General features: G+C 43.6%; 21 protein-coding genes, 2 tRNA genes and 1 pseudogene. 15 read left to right on the top strand and 9 right to left on the bottom strand.

From position 1 onward, the window contains the following. Window positions 1-121 precede the first annotated feature (121 nt). On the top strand, window positions 122-1,402 hold the full coding sequence (gene uraA / locus KHZ77_RS08965) for a uracil permease (protein WP_295198108.1): 1,281 nt from the start codon (window positions 122-124) through the stop codon (window positions 1,400-1,402). 113 nt (window positions 1,403-1,515) lie between these two features. On the opposite strand, the gene KHZ77_RS08960 is transcribed toward uraA, so the two are convergent. Then, on the bottom strand, window positions 1,516-2,667 hold the full coding sequence (locus KHZ77_RS08960; protein ID WP_295198106.1) for a helix-turn-helix transcriptional regulator: 1,152 nt from the start codon (window positions 2,665-2,667) through the stop codon (window positions 1,516-1,518). A 183-nt stretch (window positions 2,668-2,850) separates the two neighbouring features. On the opposite strand from KHZ77_RS08960, the gene KHZ77_RS08955 reads away from it, so the two are divergent. Then, window positions 2,851-4,419, top strand: coding sequence for an AAA family ATPase (locus tag KHZ77_RS08955; protein WP_295198103.1), 1,569 nt, complete (start codon window positions 2,851-2,853; stop codon window positions 4,417-4,419). Between the two features lie 161 nt (window positions 4,420-4,580). Here the strand turns inward: KHZ77_RS08955 and KHZ77_RS08950 are convergent, their stop codons facing one another. Then, entirely contained in the window at window positions 4,581-5,540 is a 960-nt protein-coding gene (locus KHZ77_RS08950) for a M48 family metalloprotease (protein ID WP_295198100.1), read from the bottom strand. A 109-nt stretch (window positions 5,541-5,649) separates the two neighbouring features. After that, window positions 5,650-6,321: an NAD(P)H-dependent oxidoreductase gene (locus tag KHZ77_RS08945; RefSeq protein WP_295198097.1), complete on the bottom strand. Its 672-nt coding sequence runs from the start codon at window positions 6,319-6,321 to the stop codon at window positions 5,650-5,652. Between the two features lie 379 nt (window positions 6,322-6,700). On the opposite strand from KHZ77_RS08945, the gene KHZ77_RS08940 reads away from it, so the two are divergent. Both KHZ77_RS08940 and KHZ77_RS08935 read left to right on the top strand, forming a co-directional pair. Next, on the top strand, window positions 6,701-7,189 hold the full coding sequence (locus tag KHZ77_RS08940; RefSeq protein ID WP_366664956.1) for a helix-turn-helix domain-containing protein: 489 nt from the start codon (window positions 6,701-6,703) through the stop codon (window positions 7,187-7,189). Continuing rightward, entirely contained in the window at window positions 7,186-7,707 is a 522-nt protein-coding gene (locus KHZ77_RS08935) for a metallophosphoesterase (RefSeq protein ID WP_295198095.1), read from the top strand. The genes KHZ77_RS08940 and KHZ77_RS08935 overlap by 4 nt, the downstream gene beginning before the upstream one ends. Before the next feature lie 61 nt (window positions 7,708-7,768). Here the strand turns inward: KHZ77_RS08935 and KHZ77_RS08930 are convergent, their stop codons facing one another. The 4 genes from KHZ77_RS08930 to KHZ77_RS08915 form a co-directional block, all read right to left on the bottom strand. Continuing rightward, window positions 7,769-8,722, bottom strand: a complete 954-nt coding sequence (locus KHZ77_RS08930; RefSeq protein ID WP_295198092.1) for an ATP-binding protein — start codon at window positions 8,720-8,722, stop codon at window positions 7,769-7,771. A 229-nt stretch (window positions 8,723-8,951) separates the two neighbouring features. Continuing rightward, window positions 8,952-9,026, bottom strand: a tRNA-Arg gene (locus tag KHZ77_RS08925). A 46-nt stretch (window positions 9,027-9,072) separates the two neighbouring features. Next, window positions 9,073-9,717, bottom strand: a complete 645-nt coding sequence (locus KHZ77_RS08920) for a LysE family translocator (RefSeq protein WP_295198089.1) — start codon at window positions 9,715-9,717, stop codon at window positions 9,073-9,075. A 228-nt stretch (window positions 9,718-9,945) separates the two neighbouring features. Continuing rightward, window positions 9,946-10,830, bottom strand: coding sequence for a YihY/virulence factor BrkB family protein (locus tag KHZ77_RS08915; protein WP_295198086.1), 885 nt, complete (start codon window positions 10,828-10,830; stop codon window positions 9,946-9,948). 480 nt (window positions 10,831-11,310) lie between these two features. On the opposite strand from KHZ77_RS08915, the gene KHZ77_RS08910 reads away from it, so the two are divergent. From KHZ77_RS08910 to KHZ77_RS08885, 6 genes and pseudogenes are all read left to right on the top strand, one after another. Next, window positions 11,311-12,645, top strand: a complete 1,335-nt coding sequence (locus KHZ77_RS08910) for a nucleobase:cation symporter-2 family protein (protein ID WP_295198083.1) — start codon at window positions 11,311-11,313, stop codon at window positions 12,643-12,645. Between the two features lie 185 nt (window positions 12,646-12,830). Next, window positions 12,831-13,262, top strand: a pseudogene (locus KHZ77_RS08905) (MOSC domain-containing protein); the annotation flags it as partial. A gap of 119 nt (window positions 13,263-13,381) precedes the next feature. Further along, on the top strand, window positions 13,382-14,356 hold the full coding sequence (moaA, locus tag KHZ77_RS08900) for a GTP 3',8-cyclase MoaA (RefSeq protein WP_295198079.1): 975 nt from the start codon (window positions 13,382-13,384) through the stop codon (window positions 14,354-14,356). A gap of 176 nt (window positions 14,357-14,532) precedes the next feature. After that, window positions 14,533-15,648, top strand: a complete 1,116-nt coding sequence (locus tag KHZ77_RS08895; protein WP_295198077.1) for an aldose epimerase family protein — start codon at window positions 14,533-14,535, stop codon at window positions 15,646-15,648. Window positions 15,649-15,781: 133 nt separating this feature from the next. Beyond that, window positions 15,782-16,951, top strand: coding sequence for an iron-containing alcohol dehydrogenase (locus KHZ77_RS08890; RefSeq protein ID WP_295198074.1), 1,170 nt, complete (start codon window positions 15,782-15,784; stop codon window positions 16,949-16,951). A gap of 438 nt (window positions 16,952-17,389) precedes the next feature. Then, window positions 17,390-19,219, top strand: a complete 1,830-nt coding sequence (locus tag KHZ77_RS08885; protein ID WP_295198071.1) for a carbon starvation protein A — start codon at window positions 17,390-17,392, stop codon at window positions 19,217-19,219. A 323-nt stretch (window positions 19,220-19,542) separates the two neighbouring features. On the opposite strand, the gene KHZ77_RS08880 is transcribed toward KHZ77_RS08885, so the two are convergent. Continuing rightward, window positions 19,543-20,499, bottom strand: a complete 957-nt coding sequence (locus KHZ77_RS08880) for a LytTR family transcriptional regulator DNA-binding domain-containing protein (protein WP_295198069.1) — start codon at window positions 20,497-20,499, stop codon at window positions 19,543-19,545. Between the two features lie 167 nt (window positions 20,500-20,666). Beyond that, the gene (locus tag KHZ77_RS08875) at window positions 20,667-22,385 is read right to left on the bottom strand and encodes a LytS/YhcK type 5TM receptor domain-containing protein (protein ID WP_295198067.1); all 1,719 of its coding nucleotides are present in this window, start codon (window positions 22,383-22,385) and stop codon (window positions 20,667-20,669) included. Between the two features lie 251 nt (window positions 22,386-22,636). Between KHZ77_RS08875 and KHZ77_RS08870 the strand changes: the two genes are divergently transcribed. The 5 genes from KHZ77_RS08870 to KHZ77_RS08850 all read left to right on the top strand — a co-directional run bounded on the left by KHZ77_RS08870 (window position 22,637) and on the right by KHZ77_RS08850 (window position 26,466). Continuing rightward, complete coding sequence (locus tag KHZ77_RS08870; protein WP_295198065.1) at window positions 22,637-22,786, top strand: hypothetical protein; 150 nt, start codon at window positions 22,637-22,639, stop codon at window positions 22,784-22,786. 112 nt (window positions 22,787-22,898) lie between these two features. After that, on the top strand, window positions 22,899-23,804 hold the full coding sequence (locus tag KHZ77_RS08865) for a LysR family transcriptional regulator (RefSeq protein ID WP_295198063.1): 906 nt from the start codon (window positions 22,899-22,901) through the stop codon (window positions 23,802-23,804). A gap of 326 nt (window positions 23,805-24,130) precedes the next feature. After that, a complete protein-coding gene (locus KHZ77_RS08860; RefSeq protein WP_295198061.1) occupies window positions 24,131-24,964 on the top strand; it encodes an SDR family oxidoreductase in 834 nt (277 codons plus the stop codon). 35 nt (window positions 24,965-24,999) lie between these two features. Further along, complete coding sequence (locus tag KHZ77_RS08855) at window positions 25,000-26,253, top strand: multidrug effflux MFS transporter (RefSeq protein ID WP_295198059.1); 1,254 nt, start codon at window positions 25,000-25,002, stop codon at window positions 26,251-26,253. 137 nt (window positions 26,254-26,390) lie between these two features. After that, window positions 26,391-26,466: transfer RNA gene (locus tag KHZ77_RS08850), tRNA-Lys, on the top strand. Window positions 26,467-26,699 lie beyond the last annotated feature (233 nt).

Genomic DNA, 26,699 nt, shown 5'->3' with positions numbered 1-26,699 from the left:
CAACTCGCGTAGTGTTACTAATAATATTCGTATAAACGGTATTTTCTTATTTGAACAAACTGTATTTCAGTTTATTTTATAAAGCTGTGTTTCAGTATTGGTATTTAGAAAGGAATAGGCAATGAAAGATTTTATTGACGTTTCTGAACGCCCCAGTAATGCGGCCATGCTGCCGTTGAGTTTTCAACATTTATTCGCCATGTTCGGTTCCACCGTATTGGTTCCATATTTGTTAAAAGCCGACCCGGCAACAGCGCTGTTCATGAACGGCATCGGCACAATTTTGTACTTATTTATTTGTAAAGGTAAAATTCCTTCTTACTTAGGCTCCAGCTTCGCCTTCATCGCACCTGTATTGGCTGTAATGGCGGTAGGTATGCCGTATGAAGCGGCACAGGGCGGGTTTATCGCCTTCGGTTTGGCCTTCGTAATTTTATCCTTCGTAGTTCGCTTCGTTGGCATCGGCTGGATTGATGTATTATTCCCGCCGGCAGCGATGGGTGCTATCGTAGCGGTTATCGGTTTGGAATTGGCTCCGGTGGCTATGAGTATGGCCGGTATTACCGGTGATTCCTGGCAGAGCTTGGGCATGACACATACGCAAGTTGTGACGATTTCCATGTTCTCCCTTGCCGTAACTATTTTAGGAACCGTATTATTCCGCGGATTCTTCTCCGTAATCCCTGTGCTTATCGGCGTAGTGGCCGGTTATGCATTGGCAGCGTTTATGGGCGTTGTGGACTTCAGCAATGTGGAACACGCAGCCTGGTTCTCCTTGCCACACATGTCGGCTCCGGTATTTAATATTAATGCAATTCTTATGATTCTGCCGGCCTTGTTCGTAGTATTTGCGGAACATGTGGGTCACTTGGTAGTAACCAGTAACATCGTGGGCCGCGACTTGATGAAAGATCCGGGTCTTGAACGTTCCTTGTTGGGCGACGGTATTGCCAACATTTTATCCGGCTTCTTCGGTGCTACTCCAAATACGACTTACGGTGAAAACATCGGCGTATTGGCAATTACTCGCGTATTCAGCGTGTATGTAATCGGCGGTGCAGCCGTATTGGCGATTCTCTTCTCTTTTATAGGTAAAGTGGCTGCAGTTATTCACGCCATTCCGGTACCGGTTATGGGCGGCGTAAGTATTTTGCTCTTCGGTATCATTGCCGCATCCGGTTTGCGTATGTTGGTTGAACGTAAAGTAGACTACACTCGTCCGGACAACTTGATTCTCACATCCGTTGTACTCGTTACCGGTATTAGCGGTGCGCAAGTAGCTATCGGTCCTGTAATCCTTCAAGGTATGGGCTTGGCTACCGTAGTATCCATCATCCTTAGCTTATGCTTCACAATCTTCAGAAAAACAGGTTTGGGAAACAAACAATTAAAACATGATTAATTGAAATACGACTAATTGAAAAAACTGTGTAGAGTTTAAAGCATTTACAAAATCTGCCGGTTATTCAGTTACATAAGAAAAAGCCTCGCTTCGTAAGAAGCGGGGCTTTTTTATTATTTGTTGGACGGGCCTTTCTTTTTTTCCTTGGCATATACATTTTGAACAGTATAAGAGTCGCGGGTTTCACGCATATGGGGCTGATTGTTATCAGACCTATTATAAGGCGGCTCGTAAATGAGGCTTTCGTCGTCAATGGTAATGAACAGATCATCGTCATCTTCCATACCGGAGTAGAGATGGGACAGATAGAATGTCGGAGCGGAGCTCAAATCATTTTCATTGTAACTGTATTCGGCCATGTGGAAACCGCCAACGAGACCTAAGAAGAACCAAGTTTTTAAATTGTACGCTTCAGATTTCTTCATGCCCAATATTTCCAATAAATACTGGTCGATGAAGTCGATGCGAATCATGGTGTCCGCATAATAGAACATATCCACTAAATCGTCCGAGTAGTGTTGGTACAAGTAGTCTTCGTTGAATGGGTGCTCCGATGTGGAGTAAGTATAAGTCATATTGAGGAAATCTTCTGTGCGTCGCGGATTTTCAAAGGGATTCGTATGAGTAAAGTAATAGAACAACAAAGCCATAACAGGATTCTCGTTAAAATACACTTTCAACGCTCTCGTCGTGTGGGCCATGCTTTCCTTGTACTCGTTAAAATCCACATCCAGCAGGCCGGCCATGGCGGCGCCAATGAGATCGTTGCCGGCCAGGATGTTCTTGTCAGAGAAATGGCGGAATGTGTTGCTCAACACGCGGTTGAGATACTGCTCAATGAAATCGGACCATTTATTGTGTCCCTTGTGGAGAATGCGGAGAAGAATGTTCTTCTGAATGCCGATGTAATTTCCATTCATATTGATTACGATGTGCTCGCCAATGCTATGTGCGTCGTAGTTATGGGACTGCAGGTAGTGAAGCACGTACTCTTCATTGTATAAATCCAACAATATATCTAAGGATGTATTTAAAAAGCGAGCCAATTCGGCGGCTACTTCTAACTTAGGCTGACGAGAGTTATTTTCGTAGGCCGAATAGGTGGTGTAGGTAATGGGCGCCGTTTTATCCAGGCGAGACCAGTGATTGTACATGTAATCATAAAATTCGCGAGCCGTCGTATAGCCCTTTTCCTTGCGAATCATGGCCAAACGTTCCCCGAATGTGGCTGGCAGTGCTTTATATTGAGCCGTGTCAGTTGACATTTTGTAGACCTCCCTTTACGAATAGTTAATTTTATCGTACTATGAACCGCTAAAATAAGCAATATGTAGATTTTAAAATAAAAAATCTACGTATTGACACTGTATTTAAGCAAAATGTATATTTAGATTAAAGAAAGTATACTTTTTGAAGAAACGATACAATAAGTAAAGGGGTGGGACATAATGAATAAATCTACAGTAACAGCAAAGCAAATTTACCGGCATATGCAGAAATATGTAAAAGGACAGGACAGTGCGTTGAAGCAATTGTCTACGTTAATTGCGTGGCATGTAAAACGCTGTCAGCACAATACTGCATTTACTAATGAAAAAGTACAGATTAAAGAGAATGCGTTTATTATCGGATCCAGCGGGACAGGGAAAACAGAAACGTTTCGCGCGTTGGCGGAATTTAAAGACCTTCCTTGCCCCGTAGTGACGGTAAATGCTTGTGATTATATGGCAAATGGCTGGAAGGGCGATAAATCACTGTCTCAAATCATGGAACCTGTTATTTTAAAGGCTATGGAAAAGGCAGGCGAGAGTGATTTTAACTTTGGATCGAAGGATAGAATCATTCCCATTGCAGAAACAGCGATCCTCTGTATTGATGAATTCGACAAAAAGAGGATGGATCCGAACCTTAAGGCGGATTATAAATTTCCGGAACATTGTTTTCAGTCAGAGTTGTTAAAGATGGTGGAAGGGAATGTAATTAATGGAAGCGTGGAATGTGTAGATATACAGATTAATACGGCGAACATTTTATTTATCCTTATGGGCTCTTTCCATGAGCTGCAGAATGCTGCGGTTGGCGAAGACAAACAAATGATATTTAAAAATGGAACTGTATCAATGGAAGAAGTGAGTAAATGGGAACGGAAAAACAAGATTACGGACAGTCAGCTTATTCAGTATGGACTTATGGAGGAACTGGTGGGCCGAGTGCCGTGGAGGATTCGATTTGATCGATTGCATCATGCGGATTTGATGAATATTATGGCCGAAGCCAAGCATAGTGTGATTAAAGAATACGTCACATTACTCAATTCTGCGGGAAATACGCTGGAAGTGTCTGAGGATGGCTTATTTGCCATAGCGGAAGAAGCTTTGCAACGAGGAACCGGTGCACGTGCCGTAGCATCTATATTTATGGAACTCATGCGGCCGGTTATGTTTGAACTGATGAACCGGACCAATATGCACGTCTATGTAGGCGGCGAAGAAGTGGTCAACCGGAATGTGAAGATGATGAGCAAGCGACAATGGAATCGACGGAAGCGAAGTAAAGAGTTAGAAAATAAAGACCTGGAAGGTAAGGAGGTAGCAAGTAAAGAGGTAGCAAGTAAAGAGGTAGCAAATAAAGAGGTAGCAAATAAAGAGGTAACGAGTAAAGAGATAGCGCACAAAGAGATAGTTAGTAAGGAGCCGGTAAGTGGCAATACAGATACGAAAATGGACGGTGATAAAGAAAATGAGGAGTTTCGCTACCAGTGTGAATCGATTGACTACACCAGATTTTTTGATGACAGTCAATTCATTCCGTATAGGGTCGATGATATAGATAAAGATAAAGCCTCAGATACAGACAAAGATAAGAGAACAGATAAAGATAAAAACAAAGATAGAAACAAAGATAAAGGGAAAGACAGCAGTAAAGATAAAAGCACAGATAAAGAGGCTGAGGAGGGCAAACACGATGGTGATGGAGGTACTGATGGAAGCGACGGAACAACTAAAGCTCCAAAGTAAGAGAATGACGTAGCGCATCAAAGCGGCGGCGGGGACAAAGGTTGTAAAAGATAATCTACGCAGATGGTCGCAATAAATTATTAAGGCATATAAAAACCGGGCCATGGAGAACGGTTGATTCTCTATGGCCCGGATTCTTACTTGCTTAGTATTGCGGCGAATTAGTATTGAGGTGAGGATTTGATTTTAAGGGGAGCGCCTTTTTCGAACAGCTTTTTAATTCGTTCAATTCGCTTATGGGAAGACGGATGATCGTTGGTAAGTTGGTTTGTAAAACCGCTGGTGTCGCCATAATAATGGATCAGTTTTTCCAATAGGGATATCATGGAATCGCCGTAACCCAGTTCGTAGGCGAAGCGGTCCGCTCTGAACTCTTGGCGGCGAACGCCTAAAGGAATCAGCAGAAGCAGGAACAAGTCCACGATGAAGTGAAAAATGAATATGACAACGCGGAACCAGAGGCTAATCAAAATAAAGACAAACGCAATCCAACCGACAACGGGAATGAAGCGGAGAATATTATAAATCCATGTAAGCACTATAATGGAAAAGTTAAAGATATTCATAACCCAACTATAAGCTAGAGACAGGGCGTAGTGCGTCATGCCGTAGGTCGTATCGCGATGAACCAGATGGCTCAGTTCGTGAGCCAGCAAAGCTTTCACCTCTTCAGGTTCGAGCACTGACAAAGCGCCGACCAGTACCACTACACGATCGTGGCCGAGGGCAAAGGCGTTCAGGTTATTTTCGTGTTGAATATAGAGCCGATATTTATGAGGATCCACATTGGCGCGCTGACAAACTTCACCCCACAAAGCCTGGAGATAACGTTCGATATCATCTTTAGGTTTGGAGATGTTTTGAAATTTTAAAAACAGACCCTGCACCGGTGGCAACTGGAAGAGCACGATAAAACACAGGAATATGAGCAAAGTCCAGGCAATAGCCACATAAAACTCGTTTTCCGGAATATGTAGTGTTTGAAAAAGTGTCATCAAAATCGGCGGCTTATACAAATGTTCATAGCCGAACAGCTGCAACAATGCGGTAAAGCTGCCCACGATGAGTGTAACGATAAAACCGTAAGCCAAGGCTGTTATTAAAAGCACCAGAATCCCCATAAATCCCCCTATACCGTATATAGAAGTACGCTGCAACTACCTAAATGTAATTACAGCGTAACAATCTTATATCGTTTTACGTTTATATAACGTAGTTCTTACTATTGAATTATTTTACGTAAGTTACAATGTCTTCCATTGCCTGACGTGTTTTTTCACGATGAGGTTCTTCATCGCGGTAGCCGAAGCCGGCCATAACAGATACGCCGAAGTGGTCAGTATCGAGAACGCCTTCTTCTTTCAAGATTGCTTCCACTTGTTCGATGTTGAAGCCTTCGATAGGGCAGGAATCTACGCCGAGCATTGCAGCGGTAGTCAACATGTTGGCAAGGGCAATGTAGGTCTGTTTGGAAGCCCAGTCGAACATAGCACGGTCGCTGTCAACCAATTTGAAGTCGTTAGTCTGGAAGTTGCCGTAAGCACCACGCATCATAGTCTGAACTTCTTCAGGCATGTGTTTAATGTCTTTCATGATGTGAGTGATGTAAGGAGCATCAGCTAAAGTGTCCACTTTTTTGCGGGCCAATAAAATTACGAAATGGCTGGCACCGTCCAAGCTCTTCTGAGCGCCCCAGGATACAGGGTACAATTTGTCTTTTAAGCTCTGTTTTTCGATAACTAGAAACTTCCATGGTTCAAAACCGAAGGAACTTGGGGACAGACGAGCTGCTTCCAAGATCATGTTGAAATCGAGATCGGATACCTTTTTGTTCTTGTCGAACTTTTTGCATGCATAACGGAAATTATAAGCTTGTAAAATGTCTTCGCGTGAAATACTCATAATAGATTTTTCCTTTCTAATAGTAAATATCATTCAATATATAACATGATGAGGCTTGTGCCTCAAGATTACTGTGAAAAGATTGTTCGAAAGATGGAACAATAACTCTTACATGTTAAGTATAACACACAAAGAAAGAAGGTTGAAGAACGCAAAATATTGTTATAAAATATACTAAGAGGGACTTAGGTATATTTTTTATACTTACGATAAATGAGAGTAACTACTAAAAAAAGAAGTAACTTTTATATAGAGAGTTTCAGTGTTAATAATATAGAATTTGAGTTTTAATGATGTAGAGCTTGAATTTTTATGAAATAAATTTTGAATTTTAATAAGATAGAGCTTGATTTTTAATGATATAATAAAGGGGAAGACGATGAATAACGGAGCAACTGCCAATATAGAAGTGGATAGAAAGTTAAAGGTTACTGTTAAAGCAGATACGGACATCCCTATCAACGCTGTAACACAGCATCATGGCGATATGAGTTCGATCGATGAAGAGCGTCCGGTATACGGCGAACCTATGGGTGACAAGGCGCCTTGTCCGCGTGAAAAATGTCCGGTAGCGACTACGCTTACTGTGCTCAGCGGCAAATGGAAAGGCGTTATTTTATATCATTTACTGCAGGGAACCTTGCGATTCAGCGAATTACAGCGCCGCATGGAAGGTGTAACACATCGCAGTTTGACCTTGCAGCTTCGAGAATTGGAAGATGACGGCATTATTGAACGAACAGTCTATCCGGAAGTGCCACCGCGCGTGGAATACTCCGTGTCGGAATTGGGCCGTACCATGGAACCGATTATTGCGGCCATGTTCGAGTGGGGCGTACAGTACAAGTGTCAGGAGAAAGACTCATGATTTATTTCACCAGCGATTTTCATTTAGGGTACCCAAAAGTCATTAAGCATAGAAAGCGGCCGTTTACTTCTGTAGAAGAAATGAACGAAACGCTGATCGCAAATTACAATAGCATGGTTACAGACAAGGATACGGTCTATCTCTTAGGTGATATGACGCAGTACGTCGAACCGGAGGCAGCCAATGTAATGTTGGCGCGCCTGAATGGCAAGAAAATATTGCTCGTCGGCAACCACGATAAAGTTAATAAATATGACGCCCGTATTTTTAAGGAAATCTGTGACTACAAATTCCTTGTGCATAAGCGAGCACTTATGGCCTTGATGCATTATCCTATGCTGGCCTGGAATCGCTATCAACGAGGCAGCTACATGCTTCACGGACACATCCACTCCACCGGAGAATATAACGAATCGAACCGGGCGGAGGGCATTCGCCGCTACGATGTGGGCGTTGATGCGAATAACTTTTACCCTGTGTCGTTGGATAAAATATTGAAGTTTTTTGAAGCTAAATAAAAGTAAAGCACTCATCTAACATGTGAGTGCTTTTTTATGTCTATTTATTTTGTGTGCCTATTTATATTTTTTTTTTAGGCAATTCATATCGTGTAGTACGGCTTCCGCCGAGCTGTATGATGCGGCCAGTGTCTACCAGGTTTTTTAAAATACGGCCGGCGGTAGATTGGCTGACGCCTAAAATTTCCTGTGCTTCCCGGCGTGTAATCATTTGCTTTTCGCTTAATGCATGCATAATTTTTTCTTCGTTTGTGTTTACAAAAGGTGCCGGAGTTTCGCTCACTACATTGGGTGGAGTAGTTTTGCTTATAGCATTTATATTGGGAAGTGTGATTTTAAATGCATTGTTTGTTGCAGTAATCTGCGGTTGTACATGAGAATCTGAATAGGCATTTATAATTTTTTGAATCCCTGTGCCGTATGCTTCGATAAGCTCTAAACGATAAAAGACATTGGCCAAGTTAGGGTTACGACAGACGGAAACACCCATCATCAAATCGTCTAGTTCTAAGCCCGGGAGTAAACCGCCAATTGACACTAATTCGATGCGGTCGTCATAAATACTAATCAGTGTACTGGCACTGATGGAATAGTCTCGGTGTACTAATGTATTAAGAAGGGCTTCGCGAATTGCAACTTCAGGATAGTCTCGCGTATCAATGCGTAGAAGCTTGTGGAAGTCTGAATGCGTCTGATTGTTAAGGTCAATGTAATTGTAAACTTCATTTAGTTGATGTATGAGGGCGCCGGAAAATTCTCGACGATCCTTAAATACATTTTGATTCGTTCCTTCGAAAATGGCAGCTTTGATGGTGTAGGGGCATTGATCTGATAAAAGGAGACCAAGATTTGTATAAAGTCCATCAGTAGATACGAGCTTTAAGGTTTGCAGTTGCGGTTCTCCGAAAGTAACCTTTCGGAGCGTAAATTCTTTTTGCGTTGCTTCAAAAGTTAAAGACTGATTGAGGGAGCGCATGGACTCAAATCCGTATCCACTCATTTCCTGTAAGTTCACTTTGTTCCCTCCTTTTATATTCTACTCATATTATACTTACATTCTAATCATTCTAACCATAAAAGTCAATTAATGTGATTAGAATGGTTAGAATGATTAGAAAAACAGCGTGCAGAAAAACAATAATAAGAATGGAGCAGGTAAAATCCTAGATGATTAAATAAACAAAAAAGGTAGAAAACAAAATTGTTTTCTACCTTTTATTTATATATTTTAACTTTCAAATGAATGGTGCGCCTAGCAAGATTCGAACTTGCGCACCCGGTTCCGGAGACCGGCGCTCTATCCCCTGAGCTATAGGCGCTTATGTTACTAAGTAATTATAACAAGGGGCATTGTGACTGTCAAATTTAAAAGAGGAGCAGGAATCCACCGATAATGAGGAGTACGAGGCCCTGAATTTTATTCATGATGATCTGGGAATTCTCGTTCTTGTTGATGAGGTTACCTAATTTTCCGGCGCAAAGGGCGATGATGGTAAAAATCACAAAGGCCTGAATGCTGAATGTGAGGCCTAATATGGCAACCTGAACGCCCGGTTCCGGACCGGCCGGATTTATGAACTGCGGTAAAAAGGCCAGGAAGAACAAGAGCACTTTCGGGTTTAGTATGTTCATCAATAATCCTTTGCGGAATGTGGCAAAGCCGTTGGTTTTAGGTTTTCCGGCGGAAGCAACTGCAGTTTCAACCGGCATTTTCTTGCCCGGCACGGGTTTTGCCGAGTAGGCCTGACGGGCCAGGTAGAAGAGGTAGAAGGCGCCTAAGTATTTCAATAACTGGAAGGCAACCGGTGTGCTGGCGATGACGGCTGCGACGCCTATGATAACCAACGTAGTATGGAAGATAATGCCGGCTGCAAGACCACCTGCCAGGATGATGCCCTGTTTGGCACCGTCGGAAATGCTCTTTGCCAACAAGTATAAGTTATCCGGGCCCGGAACGACTGTGAGCGCGATGGATGATAATAGAAAATAAATGAACGTTGATAATTCCATGGAAAATCCCTTTCAAAGAAATTAGAAGGGCTCTAATAGAGCCCCTCTTAATACACCTTATTATATACCTTTATAGTTAGAGTGAGTGCTTGTTATAAACACCTCTAGTTTAACATGTTATGTTGATTTTCATCAATAGACAGTCTTGCCTTTAGAAGGCCTTAATTGTTTAGTATTTTAATCGATAGCCGGTCTTAACCTTTTAGACGGTTTGACAGTTAGATCGGTTTAATCTTTCTCAGCGATTTTGCGCTGATTTCTGAAGGCTTCGATAAAGGAAATGAAGTTGTTGTTGTGAATCATGCTGCCTACAACTAAAATAGCCTGAACAGACCAGTTAAGCCAGATAAAGAGGATCATGATACCTACGAGTGGACCGTAGTTGGCAGAACCGCCGCCGGCGATGTCGGTGATGTAGAAGCGGTAGCCCAAGGTGAGCAGGAGCCAAAGAACGGTGCCGATGAAACCGCCGATAGCAGCGCGTTTCCAGGAAATAGTCCAGCCTGTGTCATGACGCGGTGCGTAGTGATAGAAGAGCGCCAAGGATACCCACATGGATACGAGTGGCAACAAGGTGGCGATGGTGGAAGCCCAGCCGATAATTTCTTTTGGAATTCCTAAGAAATCGCCGAACAGTTGAAGGAAGGACTGACCGTAAACGGATAACACCAGACCAATAAAGCCGGTAATAGTACCAATCAAGGTAAAGAACAACGCTTTGCTCGCGGTGCGAATAAAGGTTTCTTCAATGTCGTCCAGTCCGAGGATCGAGTTGAGCGCATTGATCAAAGACTTTGTACTTTGCGATAACGTCCAGAATGCAAACAGAATACTCACGGAGAAGAGTGTATTACTCTGGTTTTGCAAGAGGACGTCGATAATACTCAGCAATGTTTCGCGAGATTCAGGCGGTAAAATGACCAACGCTTCACGAACAGTATTCACATCGTGGAGGAAGAAGGTAATGCCGCTCAAAATAATAATTAAAAATGGTACAATAGATAATACAAGATAATATGTCGTTTCTGCAGCAAGGCGAGCAATATTATGTCGATTGTAATCTGCTGCAATCTCCTTGACCAAAAGTTGGGCGAAGGATAGCAATCGTTTCATATGCAGGTCTCCTTAAATAATAAATTCATTATATGATATGATTATAAAAAATATTTTGAAAAATTATGCCAAAGTAATTGTTTTTATTAAAAATCAAGAAATACTGGCAAAATACTTGTAATTTCAGTAAGATTATAACATAAATAGAATATGAGAGAAACATTAAAAGCGAAAAAATTCGATATAATTTTTTTATACTGAATTGTATGCTATTTTTTTACTGAATAAAAAATAAGATGTATAGCTGTATTTGAGCAATTATATTTCTATATGCTTATATGTAAGTGATATGGTTTTCCATTCAGATATTATATAAAAGATATATGTACGTAATATAGTTTTCAAATCAGATATTATTCAAAAGAATAAATTACGCCTTGTCATAAGCACAGCGAATAAGTTAGAATATATAGGTATTTGTAAAAGCTATAAAGTTATATACTAGTATAAGTTTACAGGTTAGGTTTTATGGGGGTTAAAATGAAGGACAGCGAAGTTAAAGTAGTTCATCCTGTGGATGAAATGCTGCCGGCTACGCAGCTGTTTGCCTATGGGTTGCAGCACGTATTGGCTATGTATGCCGGCGCAGTAGCGGTGCCAATTATCGTGGCACAACAACTGGGATTGAGCGCAGAGCAGTTAATCCACTTAATTAATGCGGATTTATTTACCTGTGGGATTGCCACGCTCATTCAAACATTAGGGTTTTGGAAAATCGGTGCACGAATTCCGATGATTCAAGGGGTAACCTTTGCGTCGGTAACACCGATGATCGTTATCGGGCATCAAGGCGGTATGCCCGCCATTTACGGAGCCATTATTGTGGCAGGTTTGTTTACCTTCCTCATAGCACCGTATTTCAGTCGGCTCATTCGACTGTTCCCGCCGGTCGTAACAGGTACGATTATTACCATTATCGGTATTACCTTGTTGCCGGTGTCCGTGCGCTGGATCAGCGGGTACGGCAATCCGAATTCACCGGAATTTGCCAGTCCTATGAACTTGATGCTGGCATTTATAACGCTTACCATCGTTATCTTGGTGTATCGATTCTGTAAAGGATTCTTAAGCAACATTTCCGTACTTATCGGCCTCATTGGCGGCACTATTATTGCCACTTTGTTGGGCGTTGTGGACTTCAGCAAGGTTTCCAATGAAAGTTGGTTCGGCGTAATAACACCGTTCTCCTTCGGCTTCCCGACCTTTGATGTGGGCGCCATTATTTCCATGTGTATCGTTATGATGGTAGTTATGGTGGAAACGACGGGCGACTGCGTGGCTATCGGTGAAATCGTAGACAAACCGATGGGACGTAAAGGTCTTGCAAAATGTTTGCGCGCCGACGGATTGTCCACTATGTTGGGCGGCATTTTCAACAGCTTCCCATATACAGCGTTTGCGCAAAACGTTGGTCTTATTGCAGTAACACGCGTTAAGAGCCGTTTCGTAGTGGCCACATCGGGTATCATCTTGGTAGTGCTCGGCTTGGTGCCTAAGATGGCCGCCATCGTAGCATGCATTCCGAACTCTGTATTGGGCGGTGCAGGGATTGCTATGTTCGGCATGATCATTGCCAGTGGTATTCGCGCCTTGTCAAAAGTAGATTTTGAAGGCAACTACAATTTAATGTTGGTGGCTGTAAGTATTGGTATGAGTATGGTTACATTGACCGAACCGAACTTCTACCACAACTTCCCAAGCTGGACGGCTGTTATTTTACACAGCGGCATTACCTTGGGCAGCTTGACTGCTGTAATTCTTAACCTTATTTTCAACGGTGTAGGTAAAGAAGACGCAGTGGAAGAAGAGGACTAAGAACAATTATATATTATACACAGGAGTACATCGTGCTCCTGTGTTTTTTTGTGGTAGCACAGTTTAAGTGTTATAATAATCAATACATAGAAATAAATGTATATACTATTTCTACACAAAAATTTTACTTAAATATTAATAACTCTATAAAGGAGTTATAGAACTTGAAAGGGAATACATACTATATGGCAAAAATTATTGCTATTTCCATAAGCAGGGAAAAAGGAAAGAAAAAACATAATATTCCGGAGGCGCGACTCATTGAGGATTTCGGCATGGAAGGGGATGCGCATGCAGGTAAATGGCATCGCCAGATCAGTCTGTTGGGCATTCAAAGTATCGATTTGATGCGTGCCAAAGGGGCCGATGTGAAACCCGGAGACTTTGCGGAAAACATTACCGTAGAAGGACTGGTACTCTACGAATTGCCTGTAGGCACCCGGCTCTCTATCGGTAAAACGGCTGTTCTCGAAGTAACTCAAATCGGCAAGGAATGCCATTCGGGCTGTGAAATCCAGAAACTCGTAGGCTCCTGCATCATGCCAACGCAGGGCATTTTCGCCAAGGTAATTACAGGCGGAACGATCGTTGTTGGTGACGAAGTTCAGATTATTGAAGGTAACGCAAATCCGGTTGAAGACAGTGATGCGGCACAGCGTATGGAGTGCATCAAGGAGTGCACTAATGAGCGCGCTGAGGATCATGTGCTCACAGCCGGCGCTGAAGCGAGGGACCTATGATTCAGGATTCATGGAACCGCACGATTGAGTACGTGCGCGTGTCGCTGACGGAGGCCTGCAACTTTTGTTGCCCCTATTGTCGACCGGAGATTATCACGGCGGATAGTCAGACAAATTTGTTGAAGCCTGAAGAATGGCTGGTTGTTCTGGAAGCCTTTTATAAATTAGGTATAAATGCGGTCCGTTTAACCGGTGGTGAACCGTTGCTGTATCCGGGGCTGGAAACCTTATTGGCCGGTCTGCAGGAAAAACAGTGGTTTTCCGATATTTCCATGACCACAAACGGCAGTCTGTTGGCTGCGCGAGCTGAGCGACTTCATAACTTGGGGTTACAGCGCGTAAATATTAGTTTTGATGCGGTGGATGAGCCTACGTTTGACTTCCGTACGGGCTGTAAAGGGCAGATGGACTCTGTGGTGGCCGGTATTGAAGCGGCTGTGCGCACCGGATTTCGCTCCGTGAAATTGAACACGGTTTTAATGGAGACCATGAGCGACGACAAGGTGAAAGCGCTGTTGGACTTTATGGAACAATGGCCGGTAGTTTGGCGATTTATCGAATACATGCCGTTCCAAGGTGATACGTATAAAGGACCTACTTTCGAAGAATGGAAAGCTCAGTTGGAGCGTGTCGCAGGAGGTCCGCTCACACCGGTGCAGACTGATGTGTCTATGGGCCGAGGCCCGGCGACGTATTATACATTGCCGAACGGTCGCATGGTGGGCTTCATTTTCCCCATGAGTCACACGTACTGTGATTCGTGTAATCGGGTTCGCTTAACCAGTGACGGCAAGTTGCGTCTATGTCTCTTGCGAGATGAAGAAGTGGACTTGGCGGAAGCTGTTCGCCTCGGTGCTGACAGTGAAACGCTGATGGGTATCATTGCAGATGCATTGCAACTGCGCAAGGCGGAACATGACGGCGCCGATATGGAAACGCCGAAGCGGCCTATGTGGCGTATCGGTGGCTAAAAGGCTTGCGGAATAGGTCTTTTAGCGTTTGAGTTAATAAGAGACTTAAGTCCGGAAAGTTTTTAGAGAATAAGAGATTTTAAAGATTAAGCAATTTTAAAGATTAAGCAACTTTAAAGTTTAATTTATATATGCTTGGGAATCACGATGGGAGTTATTGACGGGAGGTGGCTATTTTGAAATGTGAAGGGTATGGTACTTCGCCTTCAGGGGCTCAGATAGTTCAGTACGAGCTGGAGTCGAAGAATTTTATCGTACGAGTATTAAGTTGGGGTGCCATTATACAGGATTTTATTGTAAAATCTACGGGCCGCAACATTGTACTCGGTTATGACTCTGTAAAAGGATATTTACAGGGGCAGGCGTATTTCGGTGCAACCGTAGGCCGCGTGGCCAATCGCATTGCCAATGCGGAATGTATTATCGGCGGTGTTACGTATTTCTTTCATCCCAATAACGGGCCGAACTTGTTGCATAGCGGCTGTCACAGCTTAAGTTTTATGAATTGGCAGTTGGTGGAGCACTCGGAGTCCGAATTGGTTTTAGAAGCGACCATTACAGAGGAAGAAGATAGATTCCCCGGCGATTTTACCGTTCAGGCTCATATGAAACTGGACGACGAAGGCCTTTCTATCCGTTACGAATACAGCACCACAAAGGTTTCCACTGTAAATATTACAGGTCACAGTTATTTCAACTTGACCGGCGAAGCGACCGTAAAGAGTCATGACGTACGCTTGTATGCTGATGAATATGCGCCATTCGGTGCGAATCAGATCCCTACGGGTGAATTAAAGCCGGTTGCAGATACAGCCTATGATTTTACAGACTGGCGCAATGTAGGCGAAGCGTTGGAGGCTAATAAAAAAGAGTTGGCACCGTATCGCGGTTATGATCATTTCTATATGACACGCAAGGGCGGCTCTTCGGATGGAATGAAATCTGCAGAAGGATTGGCAGCCGGCAAAGAAGCGGGGGCTGCAAAAGGAGCAGAGAATTTACAAAGTCCGGGACAAGGCCTGTTGAAATGCAGCGAATTTCGCGGTGGCGGATTGACTCTTACCGTTTTATCTGACGCACCGGGTTTCCAATTTTACACGGGGAACTGGGTAAAAGATACGGGCCGTGACGGCACGAAGTACGGTCCTCATTCAGGTATGTGCATTGAGCCGTCGTTCATCCCGAATGACTGCAATTTGCCGGGCTATCGTCAGTCCTTGACGGAGGCGAGTACGGAATCGCAGCCGAAGGTGTATGAACGTGTCATTGTTTATAAAGTTGACGTAGAATAAGTATAAAGTTAACGCAGAATAACTATAAAATTAACGTCGAATAAGTATAAAGTAATGTAGAATAACTAGAAAGTTGACGTAGAATAAATCGGCACTTGCCAAAGTGGTTACAAAGTGCCGGGAGGAGGCAACTATGGATTCGTTTTCATTTTATAATCCTACAAAGATTGTGTTCGGAGAAGGCAGTGTAAAGCAGCTGCCTGAGTTATTGGCCCAATACGGACCGACGGTGTTGCTCACCTATGGCGGTGGCAGTATTAAGAAGAACGGCGTGTATGATGCGGTTATGGCTGAATTAGCCAAGGCCGGTAAGAACGTCGTTGAACTGCCGGGCATTATGTCCAATCCGCGCAAGGAAAAGGTGCTTGAAGGGGCACAACTTTGCCGAGAACATAATGTAGATTTGGTGCTCGCCGTAGGCGGCGGTTCCGTAGTGGACTGCTCTAAATTCATCGGTGCCGTAGCGCTCGTTGATGAAGACTATGACTGGTGGCAGCATTTCTTTGTAAAACGGGAAAATGTAAAACGCGCCTTGCCTGTAGGTGTAGTACTCACAATGTCGGCCACCGGCAGTGAAATGAACAACCGCGGTGTTGTAACGGATTGGGAAGCCCAAAAGAAATTAGGCGGTTACGGCGATGCGCTGTATCCTCAATTTTCCATTTTGGATCCGACGTACACTTACACATTGCCTAAGAATCAGATGATTTACGGCATTTGCGACATGCTGTCTCACTTGATGGAACAGTATTTCTCCTTACCGGAAACAAATAACTTATCTGATGCCTTATTGGAAGCGACTTTTAAAAATATTATGGCTAATGCGGCGATTGCATTGGAAAACCAAGAGGACTATGAAGCCCGCTCCAACTTAATGTGGGGCGCTACCATCGCATTGAACGGTATTTTAGGCCTTGGCAAGAAACAGGACTGGATGTCTCATCAGATCGAACATGCGTTGTCCGCATTCTACGACATTCCGCATGGGGCAGGGCTGGCCATCGTGCACCCAATGGTACTGAAATATATTTACAAAGGTCACATCCCTCGTTTCGTGCGTTTTGCTATCAACATCTGGGGCTTGAAACGAGACGATTTCGAATCGGATGAAGCGTTGGCATTGGCCGGTATTGAGGCATTGCGCAACTATTTCAAATCCATTGGCGCACCGACAACGCTTGGAGAAGTGAACATTCCGAAAGAAGCACTTCCTAAGATTGCCGCTTCGTCCAATCGTTATCCCACATCGTATACAAACTTCACGACCGAAGACATCTTGGCGATTTACGAAAGTGCGTTATAAGAGTGATTAGTTACTAAAGTGATTAGTTACTAAATAGGACTAATTGCCTGTAATTACTACAACCTTAAGAGGCAGATATCAGCAAAATTGATATCTGCCTCTTTTCGCGCTTATAAGTGGACGAAAATGGTAATGATAAGTAAAGAATGCTTATAAATAGGCGGTTTTTTATAAATCCCCAAGCTTTAAAAGGAATTTAATTAAATGTTTAATTATATGAAAAATTAATAAATTACAAAAATCAGGCGAAATTTCCATTTCCTTTCAAGGGTAACTATTTCCATTTGTCCCCCTTTTTATTCCATTCAGCGAAAAACTGTTTACCCCATTTCATAAATGGCTTACAATGCATACAGATGAAAGAACTACAACAATTCATACACTTTATAACGTAGTCTTTCCAATGCACTTATTTTTATTTCTAGGAGGTTCATACAAATGGAAATGAACGGTCTTTATTTGGTTATTATATCGGCCCTCGTTCTTGCGATCGCTTATCGCTTGTACGGCGCCTTTATTGCAGCCAAAGTTCTTACTGTAAATCAGTATCGTACAACTCCGGCAGTTGCCATCAATGACGGCGTTGACTATGTACCAACTAACAAATGGGTTACATTCGGTCAGCACTTCGCAGCTATCGCCGGTGCAGGTCCTCTTGTTGGTCCTGTTATTGCAGCTCAGTTCGGTTATTTACCTGGCGTTTTATGGATCCTTATCGGTTCCGTATTAGCCGGTGCAGTACATGACTTTGTACTTTTATTCGCATCGGTTCGCTACCAAGGTAAATCCATCGCCGATATCGCTCGTGCTGAAATCTCCAGCGCAGCCGGCATGGGTACTTTGCTTGCTACTTTGTTCTTGTTGATCATCACCATGGCTGGTATGGCTGCAGTAGTTGCCAACTCTCTTGAAAATTCCCCTTGGGGCTTCTTCACAGTGAGTGCTACTATTCCAATCGCTGTATTCATCGGTGTATATCTTCGTTGGTTACGTCCTGGTCAAATCCGTGAAGCTACTGTAATCGGTATGGCTCTTATCATGGCTGCTGTTATCTACGGTCCAGATATCGCTCATTCCTCTTTAGCTCCATACTTCACTTGGGACCGTCATTCCATCCAAATCATGCTTGCTGTATACAGCTTCTTCGCCGCAGCACTTCCAGTATGGTTATTGTTAGCTCCTCGTGGATATCTTTCCACTTACTTAAAAGTTGGTACAATCGGTGCCTTGGCTTTAGGTATCATCGTAGTTATGCCAACTCTTCAAATGCCGGCATTCTCCGCATATGTTGGTGGCGGCGGCCCTGTACTTAACGGTTCCGCTATCCCATTCGTATTCATTACGATCGCTTGCGGTGCGTTGTCCGGTTTCCATGCAACTGTATCCACCGGTACAACTCCTAAAATGATTATGAACGAAAAAGAAATGTTGCCAATCGGTTACGGCGCTATGCTTACTGAAGCTTTCATCGCTATGATGGCTTTGATCGCAGCAACAAGCTTACATCCAAACGATTACTTCGCAATCAACTCCACTGCGGAAACATTCTCCACATTGGGTCTTCAAGTTCACGAATTACCTCAATTATCCCAAATGGTTGGTGAAGATTTAATGCACCGTCCAGGTGGTGCCGTATCCCTTGCAGTTGGTATGGCTCACATCTTCTCCAAAGTTCCTAACATGAGCCACTTAATGAGCTACTGGTATCATTTCTGTATCATGTTCGAAGCATTGTTCATCTTGACTTTGATCGATACAGGGACTCGCGTAAGCCGTTACATGGTTCAAGAATTACTTGGTATGGTAATTCCTAAAATGAAAGATACTCACTGGACTCCAGGTGTATACTTCTCCTCTTTCTTAGTATGTTTCGCTTGGGGCTACTTAGTACTTCAAGGTAACATCGGTACAATCTGGCCATTATTCGGTGTATCCAACCAGTTGTTAGCAACTATGGGCTTAGCCATCGGTACAACTGTAATCATGCACCTTGGTCACAAACGCTATGCGTGGGTAACCGCTATCCCTTGCGTATTCATCGCCATCATCACAGTTATGGCTGACTATGAAAACGTATTCTGGAACTACATTCCTGAAGGCAAATGGATGCTCGTAGCAGTAAGTGTTGTAATGTTCTTACTCGTATCCCTCGTAATGGTTGAAGCTGTTCGCAGCTGGATCCGCCTTGCAAAACAAAAACAGGACTTCCGTACTGAAGCTGACGTTGAAGCGGAATCCTTGAAAGATATGCAACCTGACGAAGTTTAATTAATCGTCAATTAGGCCTTATTGGATTGCATATACTCCTGAAAAGGAAAACATATTGAAATTATTTTGGGAAGTATAATCGATACCTCATACACTTAATCACTTGCTTCCCTAAAATAAAACAGGTTGACTTTGTATAGATATAAGCATAACAAATCCTTACATCACATAGATGAACCTCAATAAAATGCAAAAGGAGCTACCGAAAGGTAGCTCCTTTTGTGTTGGGGGGATGGGTGAGTCGGATAATAAATAAAAGCACGTTGACTCAATGTGGTGTTGAGTTAACGTGCCTTATTAAATGTTCATGTGGTAAATAATGATTAACTGATTCCCAGTAGCTCTTTTATCGGTTTTACCTGTGCCTTACTAACAGGAATATCAATCAACTCCGTATCTTTCTTAGCGCGGCTAGGGAGGCGCAGCCAATAGGTGCCTTTGAACCAAGGTACCACTTCGCGCACCTGGTTGAGGTTTACGATGTAGCTGCGATGTACGCGATAGAGGGAAGTGCCTTTCAGGCGCTCTTGCAGTTCTGTAAGGGTTTTGTTGGACGTGTACGTACCGTTCGTAGTGTGAACTTCTAAACGTCCCGACTCACCGGTAATGTAAGAGATGGTGTCGATGTCAATCAGTAAAATGTGCGCTCCGTCATCAACGGCCAGTTTGTTAGTCAGTACTTGTGGGGCAATGGTGCCGGTCACGGCGGAGCCGTCACCGATAGTGCCTGATGCAGAAGCACCGTTGCCGTTTGCACCAAAGCCGGCCTGGTTAGTTACACCGTTCATGGCGGAGGTGCCCGAACCGCCTGCTGCGCTGGCCCCAACAGCTCCGTTACCATCAGCGCCCGCCATAGACCCGTTCGCCGTCTGACCGCCCATGCTTTGACCGTTCCCCGGCAGGCCGTTCGGGTAAATCGCCTTCATAGCGTGTTGAATGGCTTTTGAAAGTCGTTCTTCTTCGATAGGTTTTACCACATAGTCCAAGGCTTGCAGCTCGAATGCTTTAAGAGCGTATTCGTCGTAAGCGGTGGCGAAGATAATTTTACTCTTCGGCGAAATATCTCGAATCACTTCGCCCAGTTCCAAGCCGGACAAGCCGTGCATATGAATATCCAGGAAAATTAAATCCGGTTTTTCCTTGGTAATTAATGAAATGGATGAAGTGGCATTGTCCGCCTCGCCGATAATCGAAATCACATCGGAGTGATTGGTGGTGAGTAGGTAGCGAAGCTCGTCGCGAGCCGGTGCTTCATCATCAATTAAAACCGTACGTATCATAGATGACCTCCTTTTTAATGGTGATTATATAGTGATTATGTAGTGATTATGTAGTGATTAGTTATATGTTGATTGTATAGATAGGAACTGTTTACTTAGTTTCTGTCAGTAACACTGTATATATCTATCAGTAATAATGTATATAATAGGCTATAAATAGTGTCTATTTAGTTCCCATCAGTTGTAGAGGATGCGTATTCTTCCGGTGAAATTTTAGGAATTTTAATAGTTACGATGGTGCCTTCTTCCGGCGTGGATGTGACGGAGAGGCCGTATTTAGGACCGTACAGGCCATAGAGTCGGCGATGCACATTGCTCAAGCCGATATGTCCTTGTGGCGGATGTTCCAGATAGTAGGACGGATCGCGGTCGAAGCCTACGCCGTCATCCGTTACAGTAAAGATAATATCCGTGTCGGTCATGTACCCTTCGATGGCGATGGAGCCGCCCACTTCACGAGGCTGCAGGCCGTGCTTGATAGCATTTTCGATAATCGGCTGCAAGGTGAGGGACGGGATGCCGTAACTGAAGATTTCCGGGGAAATATTATGCGTTACAAAGAGCTTGTCTCCGTGGCGCGCAATGGAAATTTCCACGAAGGCCATAACCTGCTCCCATTCTTTTTCAATGGAAATGACGCGTCCGTTATATTGCAAGGTGAAGCGGAACATTTGGGAGAACTTGATGAGAAGTCGTCGCGCCTGCTCCGGATTGGTGCGAATGAGGGACGAAATCGTATTCAATGTATTAAATAGGAAATGCGGATTAATCTGCGCATGGAGAGCCTGCATTTTCGCCGCTTCCGTAATCTGCTGCTGACGGTCGATTTCCGTAAGTTCCAGCTGCGTGGAGAAGAGGTCTGCCAAGCCTTGCGCAAAGGCTACGTCCGATGCGTCCGGTACGTGGTTCGGATCGGTGTAATACATTTTCAGGGACCCGATAATGCGTGACTTAATCATCAGCGGTACTACGATGGCGCTCTTCAGCGAACAGTTCGGTACCGTACAGCCGATTTCCTGCGGTGAGTAGGCTATATGAATTGTACCTGATTTTAATGAGTCTAACGTTACGTTTGTCAAATGAGCCGCCACGCCCGGTGCATGGTGTTCCACTTCAGCGCCGATATAGGCCAATACATGGGCCGTATCGGTGATAGACACCGCGTCATAGAGACTGTGCTTCTTGATGATGCGCACAACGGCCGCTGCCGATTCCGGTGTGAGGCCGGTACGGAAGTAACGAACCGTTTCGCGGGCAATGGCCAAAATATTCTGATTCTGGCTGGCTTTTTGAATTTCACGCTGGTGAAGACTGTCCTTCGTGATTTTAATAAATAGGGACAAGCCCAACGAGTTGGCAATAATCATTGGAATGGCGATATCGCTTACCAATATATAGGCCTGTTCGAATGGCTGCGCCACCAATAGGATGATGGCCATTTGCACCACTTCGCCGACGAAGCCTACCACTAAAGCGACCGTCCACGGCACAGGTGTCCGTTTATAATACTTCTGCACAATACCGGCCAGAACCCCTTCTACGATGGAAGAGATGGCACAGGCCAAGGCGGTAAAGCCGCCCAAGGAGTAGCGGTGAATACCGGACACGATGCCGACGGCGCTACCCATAAAAGGTCCTGCAATGAGACCGGCCGCCATGATGCCCACCATACGTGAGTTGGCCAGGGCATCATCAATCGGGATACCGGCGTATGTACCGGCGATGGCGATACTGGAGAAGAGAAGAACGAAAATAATTTTATCGCCCGCTGACAACTTGTGGGCGATAAGACGATCGAATAAACGCATTTGTGAAACGATGAGGCCCAAAACAACCGCCATACTGATGCGTTTAATCATTTCAAATAATAAAACTTCAATGCTCATATGTGATACCTTTACTTCAAAACTCGTAATCCATACAATTTTACTACACTTAAATTAGCATATATATAAAAATATCAAAAACACTCTTGTTTTATTATATCATATGCGGAATTGATATAAATATTTTAATTGAAGTATTGAGAAAATACAGGGTTTTATAGTATTATATAGGTATAGAAAATTTTGAATTTATTGTTTGCTAATATAAAGATAAATGGTAGGCATCATAAGTGTGGTAGGAGGGGACGAATATGTGCGGTTGCGATATGGCGTATAAAACCGGTTTATCCAAGTTGGGCAAAAACATGGAAGGTACTTTACACTTCTTGGTTGAAGTGATTTTACTTTTGAGCTTTACTCGCCTGGCGGTTTTCTGGGTATTCGGTATCGGTAATTTATAATAATTAAGACTAAAGAGACTATTTCGCCATGGCGAGGTAGTCTTTTTTTGACGAGCAATAAACGAAGTAAGAGCAGTAAATGAAGTAAAAGCAGTAGAGAGCAGGGGTTCATATGTTAACACAGTTGCGATTTTTTTTAGCCGTTGTTAAATATCATAATTTCACGGAGGCGGCGGAGTCGTGTAATATTTCCCAGTCCGCCATTTCACAACAAATAAAGGCCTTGGAGCAGGAACTGGGGGTTCAGTTGCTCATTCGCCACAATCGTACCTTTTCATTGACCCCGGCGGGGGAATTATTCGCGCAGCGAGGCACGGTGTTGCTAGCGGATTATGAAAAGTTATGCAGTGATGTGAAGCGTATAGACCATGACAAGGGCGACACCTTGTACTTTGGCTATGTCATAGACTATAGCGGCCCTGAAATCCAGGAGAGCGTGGCCAAGTTCTACGAAACACATCCGAACGTGTCGATTCACGTAACCAGCGGCACCCATGAGGAGCTCTACTGGATGCTTCGCAATGATAAAATCCAGGTGGCTTTCAATGACCAGCGCCGTGCATTTTCCGATGACTATGTGAATGTGGTGTTGCGCCGCAATCCGCTGTTTGTTGAAATTGCCAAGGCAAATCCGATTAGCAACCTGGAAACGGTAAATCTGGACGATTTAAAGAATATACCTTGTATCTTGCTGGCGTCGAAAGAACAGCGAGATATTGAAGCGGCCTTTTATCGCAACGATGTAGGCGTGAAGAGCGACTTTATTTACGTGGAAAACATTGAAGAAGCACGTCTTCTTGTACTGAGCAACCGGGGCTACATGATTGTGGAACGGCCGGATGAAAATGCATTCTTCAACGAACGGGTAATGATGCTCACACTTCGCAACGGATCTGAACAACTGCGACGCACCTATGGCGTGTTTGCGAAGAAAGAACGAAAGAGCCAGCTCGTAAAAGAGTTCCTCTATACCATGATGGACAGCTTCGGCGTCGGCACGGAAAGCATCGTGAAATAGGTGTAAATCAGGTGCAAACGTCTTGCCCCAAAAACTAAAAACAGAATACATTAGATTTGCTTATTGAAAACGACTGTAATAAGAATTGTTCTTACAGTCGTTTTGTTTTATTATAATTACAGAAAGTGAATCACGAACCACGAAATACAGTAACGGAAACGGCAAAACAAGCTGTAGTAAGTGGTGGATAAGTTAATAAAAACAGTGATGAACAAGTTAAAGTAACAATTGGTAAATGATTGTAACATAACATTTAAAAGTTTAGATATGATAAGTAAATTTAAAATATGTGTATAAAAACGATTTAGTTTGAGGGGGACATAACAATGACTATGAATAAAACTTGGTTAATTACCGGCGTATCCAGCGGATTTGGTTTAGAAATGACGAAACAGTTGTTGGAAAAAGGCGACACTGTAATCGGTACGGTACGCAATAAAGAAAAAGTAAAAGATTTGATTGAAAAATATCCGAAAACCTTTGATTGCCAAATACTTGATGTGACAAGCGTTCCAGCTACACGCACGGTTGTGCAGCAGGCGTTTAAAGAACACGGTACCATCGATGTTATTATCTCCAACGCGGGCTACGGTTTATTCGGAGCGGCTGAAGAGTTGAGCGATGAACAGGTGGAACATATTATTGCGACGAACTTGACCGGTTCCATTACCTTCATTCGCAGTGCATTGCCTTACTTGCGCCGTCAAAAACATGGACACATCATTCAGATTTCGTCCTACGGCGGGCAAGTTGCCTATCCGTCAAATTCTTTGTACCATGCCACTAAGTTCGGCGTGGAAGGGTTCTGTGAATCCGTTGCACAAGAAGTAGCGGCCTTCAATGTGAAAGTAACCATCGTTGAACCGGGCGGTGCACGTACAGAATTCCGTTACGGCAGCGCGCAAGTGGCTGACTTAATGCCTGAATATGATCATGTACATGGCTTCTTGAACATGCTGGATCCGAAGAAGGGTTTGGCTGTTGGTGATCCTGTTAAAATGGCGACTCGCATTATTGAAAGCGTAGATCGTGAAGATACACCACTTCACATGGTGTTGGGTTCTCAAGCATTACAAGCAACCATTGAACGCTTGGAAGAACGCGTAGCGGCTTATAAGAAACAAACCGAAGTGGCCGCATCCACAGATATTATTGAATAATTAAGTATGACTAAGATATGGGAGAGGTTTTTATAATGAATCTAGCAAGTTTAAGAAATAATAATATGATATTCCTCGGAATATTGGCCGCCCTTATGGCGGTCAACTCCCTGGCTACCGACGTATACTTACCGGCCATGCCTGTCATGTCTGAAATGTTGGGGCCGGGCGCAGAATTAACTATCAGCGGATACTTATTCGGATTTATGATTGCGCAGCTCGTATGGGGTCCAATCAGTGACCGCATCGGCCGCATTAAACCGCTGATTATGGGTTCTGTATTATTCGTTATCGGTACTATCGGTTGTGCCATGGCCACATCCATGACAAGCCTTGTTATCTGGCGTGTATTCCAGGCCGTAGGTGCCTGCGTAGGCCCAATGTTATCCAGAGCGATGATTCGCGACAGATATTCTGTAACTGATGCAGCTGATAAATTATCCTTGATTACTATGGTTATGGCCGTAGCGCCAATCGTTGGTCCTTCCATGGGCGGTTTCATCGTAACCTTTGCTCCTTGGCAGACAATCTTCTGGGTAGTAGCCGTAATCGGTATTCTGATCGGTGTGGCTGTATTGGCTTTGCCTGAAACCTGGCCGGAAGAACGTCGTCGTAAAGACGGCATTTTAAATGCGTTTAAAGTGTACGGTGAATTGATGAAAGATACAGCGTTTATGAAATATACGCTCGTAGTTGCTTTCTTCTATATGGCAGCTTACGCCATCATCGCAGGTACACCATTCGTATATATTACCTATTATGGAATTCCTGAAATTTATTATGGCTCTTTATTCGCCGCCAATGTTATCGGCGTTATCATTGCCAGCTTCTTTAACCGTCGTTTAGTACGTCGTTATACTTTAGATACATTGTTACGCGCCTCTACGGCCATCGCTTTGATCGGCGCCGTAGTATTGTTAGTATTAATCGGTACAAATTGGCTTGGTGTAGCCGGTGTTATTGCATCCGTAATCGTAATCTTCGGTACAAACGGTATTATCGCTGCCTGTGCCACTGCAGCAGCTCTTAACATGGCCGGTCGTAAAGCCGGTACAGCAGCCGCTCTTATCGGTTCCTTGCAGTACGGCAGCGGCATTGTGTCCTCTATCGGTTTGGCTGTATTTGCAAATGGTACACCATGGCCAATGGGCATTATTACCTTAGTCAGCCTCATTATCTGTGCGTACCTCGCTTGGACTAACAAACAATCTGAACCTGTGGCAACCGAAGTAGAAGTAAATCACGCTGACGAAGAAGTAGATGGAATGGCTGTAGACTCTGCCAGATAAGTACTACAAAATAGAAAAGAACGTGTTGTAATTGTATAGGCGAAAGTACACGTAAAGCATAATTTTACAAATTACAATTTACTTTACATTTCGCTTTACAATTAAAACCAATTGGTATATAATTAGTAACGTTCTATGGATCACTAGCTCAGCTGGCAGAGCACCTGACTCTTAATCAGGGTGTCCAGGGTTCGAACCCCTGGTGATCCACCACAAAATAAAAGCAAACCGCTTTATACATGATATGTATAAGGCGGTTCTTTTTTTATGTCTAAAATCAAGTTTTATTATGCGTGAAATGTGTAACATACTTGCATATAGAAAATATTAGAAATATAAAAATAACTAGTGAAGCATCGGATTCAAATTATTTGATTTGAAGATTCAATAGTTGTCAATTTTCCTTATATTTAGCAATTTACTTGAAATTTAATTTCACTCAAACC

This window comes from Veillonella sp., from assembly GCF_018364065.1.
Classification (GTDB): domain Bacteria; phylum Bacillota; class Negativicutes; order Veillonellales; family Veillonellaceae; genus Veillonella_A.
This window is presented reverse-complemented; position numbering and strand designations above follow the sequence as displayed.

What these genes read in the sequence shown, in the direction of transcription:
- uraA (WP_295198108.1), top strand. Translation starts at nt 122, where the DNA reads ATGAAAGATTTTATTGACGTTTCTGAACGCCCCAGTAATGCGGCCATG.
- KHZ77_RS08960 (WP_295198106.1), bottom strand. Translation starts at nt 2,667, where the DNA reads ATGTCAACTGACACGGCTCAATATAAAGCACTGCCAGCCACATTCGGG.
- KHZ77_RS08955 (WP_295198103.1), top strand. Translation starts at nt 2,851, where the DNA reads ATGAATAAATCTACAGTAACAGCAAAGCAAATTTACCGGCATATGCAG.
- KHZ77_RS08950 (WP_295198100.1), bottom strand. Translation starts at nt 5,540, where the DNA reads ATGGGGATTCTGGTGCTTTTAATAACAGCCTTGGCTTACGGTTTTATC.
- KHZ77_RS08945 (WP_295198097.1), bottom strand. Translation starts at nt 6,321, where the DNA reads ATGAGTATTTCACGCGAAGACATTTTACAAGCTTATAATTTCCGTTAT.
- KHZ77_RS08940 (WP_366664956.1), top strand. Translation starts at nt 6,701, where the DNA reads ATGAATAACGGAGCAACTGCCAATATAGAAGTGGATAGAAAGTTAAAG.
- KHZ77_RS08935 (WP_295198095.1), top strand. Translation starts at nt 7,186, where the DNA reads ATGATTTATTTCACCAGCGATTTTCATTTAGGGTACCCAAAAGTCATT.
- KHZ77_RS08920 (WP_295198089.1), bottom strand. Translation starts at nt 9,717, where the DNA reads ATGGAATTATCAACGTTCATTTATTTTCTATTATCATCCATCGCGCTC.
- KHZ77_RS08915 (WP_295198086.1), bottom strand. Translation starts at nt 10,830, where the DNA reads ATGAAACGATTGCTATCCTTCGCCCAACTTTTGGTCAAGGAGATTGCA.
- KHZ77_RS08910 (WP_295198083.1), top strand. Translation starts at nt 11,311, where the DNA reads ATGAAGGACAGCGAAGTTAAAGTAGTTCATCCTGTGGATGAAATGCTG.
- moaA (WP_295198079.1), top strand. Translation starts at nt 13,382, where the DNA reads ATGATTCAGGATTCATGGAACCGCACGATTGAGTACGTGCGCGTGTCG.
- KHZ77_RS08890 (WP_295198074.1), top strand. Translation starts at nt 15,782, where the DNA reads ATGGATTCGTTTTCATTTTATAATCCTACAAAGATTGTGTTCGGAGAA.
- KHZ77_RS08885 (WP_295198071.1), top strand. Translation starts at nt 17,390, where the DNA reads ATGGAAATGAACGGTCTTTATTTGGTTATTATATCGGCCCTCGTTCTT.
- KHZ77_RS08880 (WP_295198069.1), bottom strand. Translation starts at nt 20,499, where the DNA reads ATGATACGTACGGTTTTAATTGATGATGAAGCACCGGCTCGCGACGAG.
- KHZ77_RS08875 (WP_295198067.1), bottom strand. Translation starts at nt 22,385, where the DNA reads ATGAGCATTGAAGTTTTATTATTTGAAATGATTAAACGCATCAGTATG.
- KHZ77_RS08870 (WP_295198065.1), top strand. Translation starts at nt 22,637, where the DNA reads ATGTGCGGTTGCGATATGGCGTATAAAACCGGTTTATCCAAGTTGGGC.
- KHZ77_RS08865 (WP_295198063.1), top strand. Translation starts at nt 22,899, where the DNA reads ATGTTAACACAGTTGCGATTTTTTTTAGCCGTTGTTAAATATCATAAT.
- KHZ77_RS08860 (WP_295198061.1), top strand. Translation starts at nt 24,131, where the DNA reads ATGACTATGAATAAAACTTGGTTAATTACCGGCGTATCCAGCGGATTT.
- KHZ77_RS08855 (WP_295198059.1), top strand. Translation starts at nt 25,000, where the DNA reads ATGAATCTAGCAAGTTTAAGAAATAATAATATGATATTCCTCGGAATA.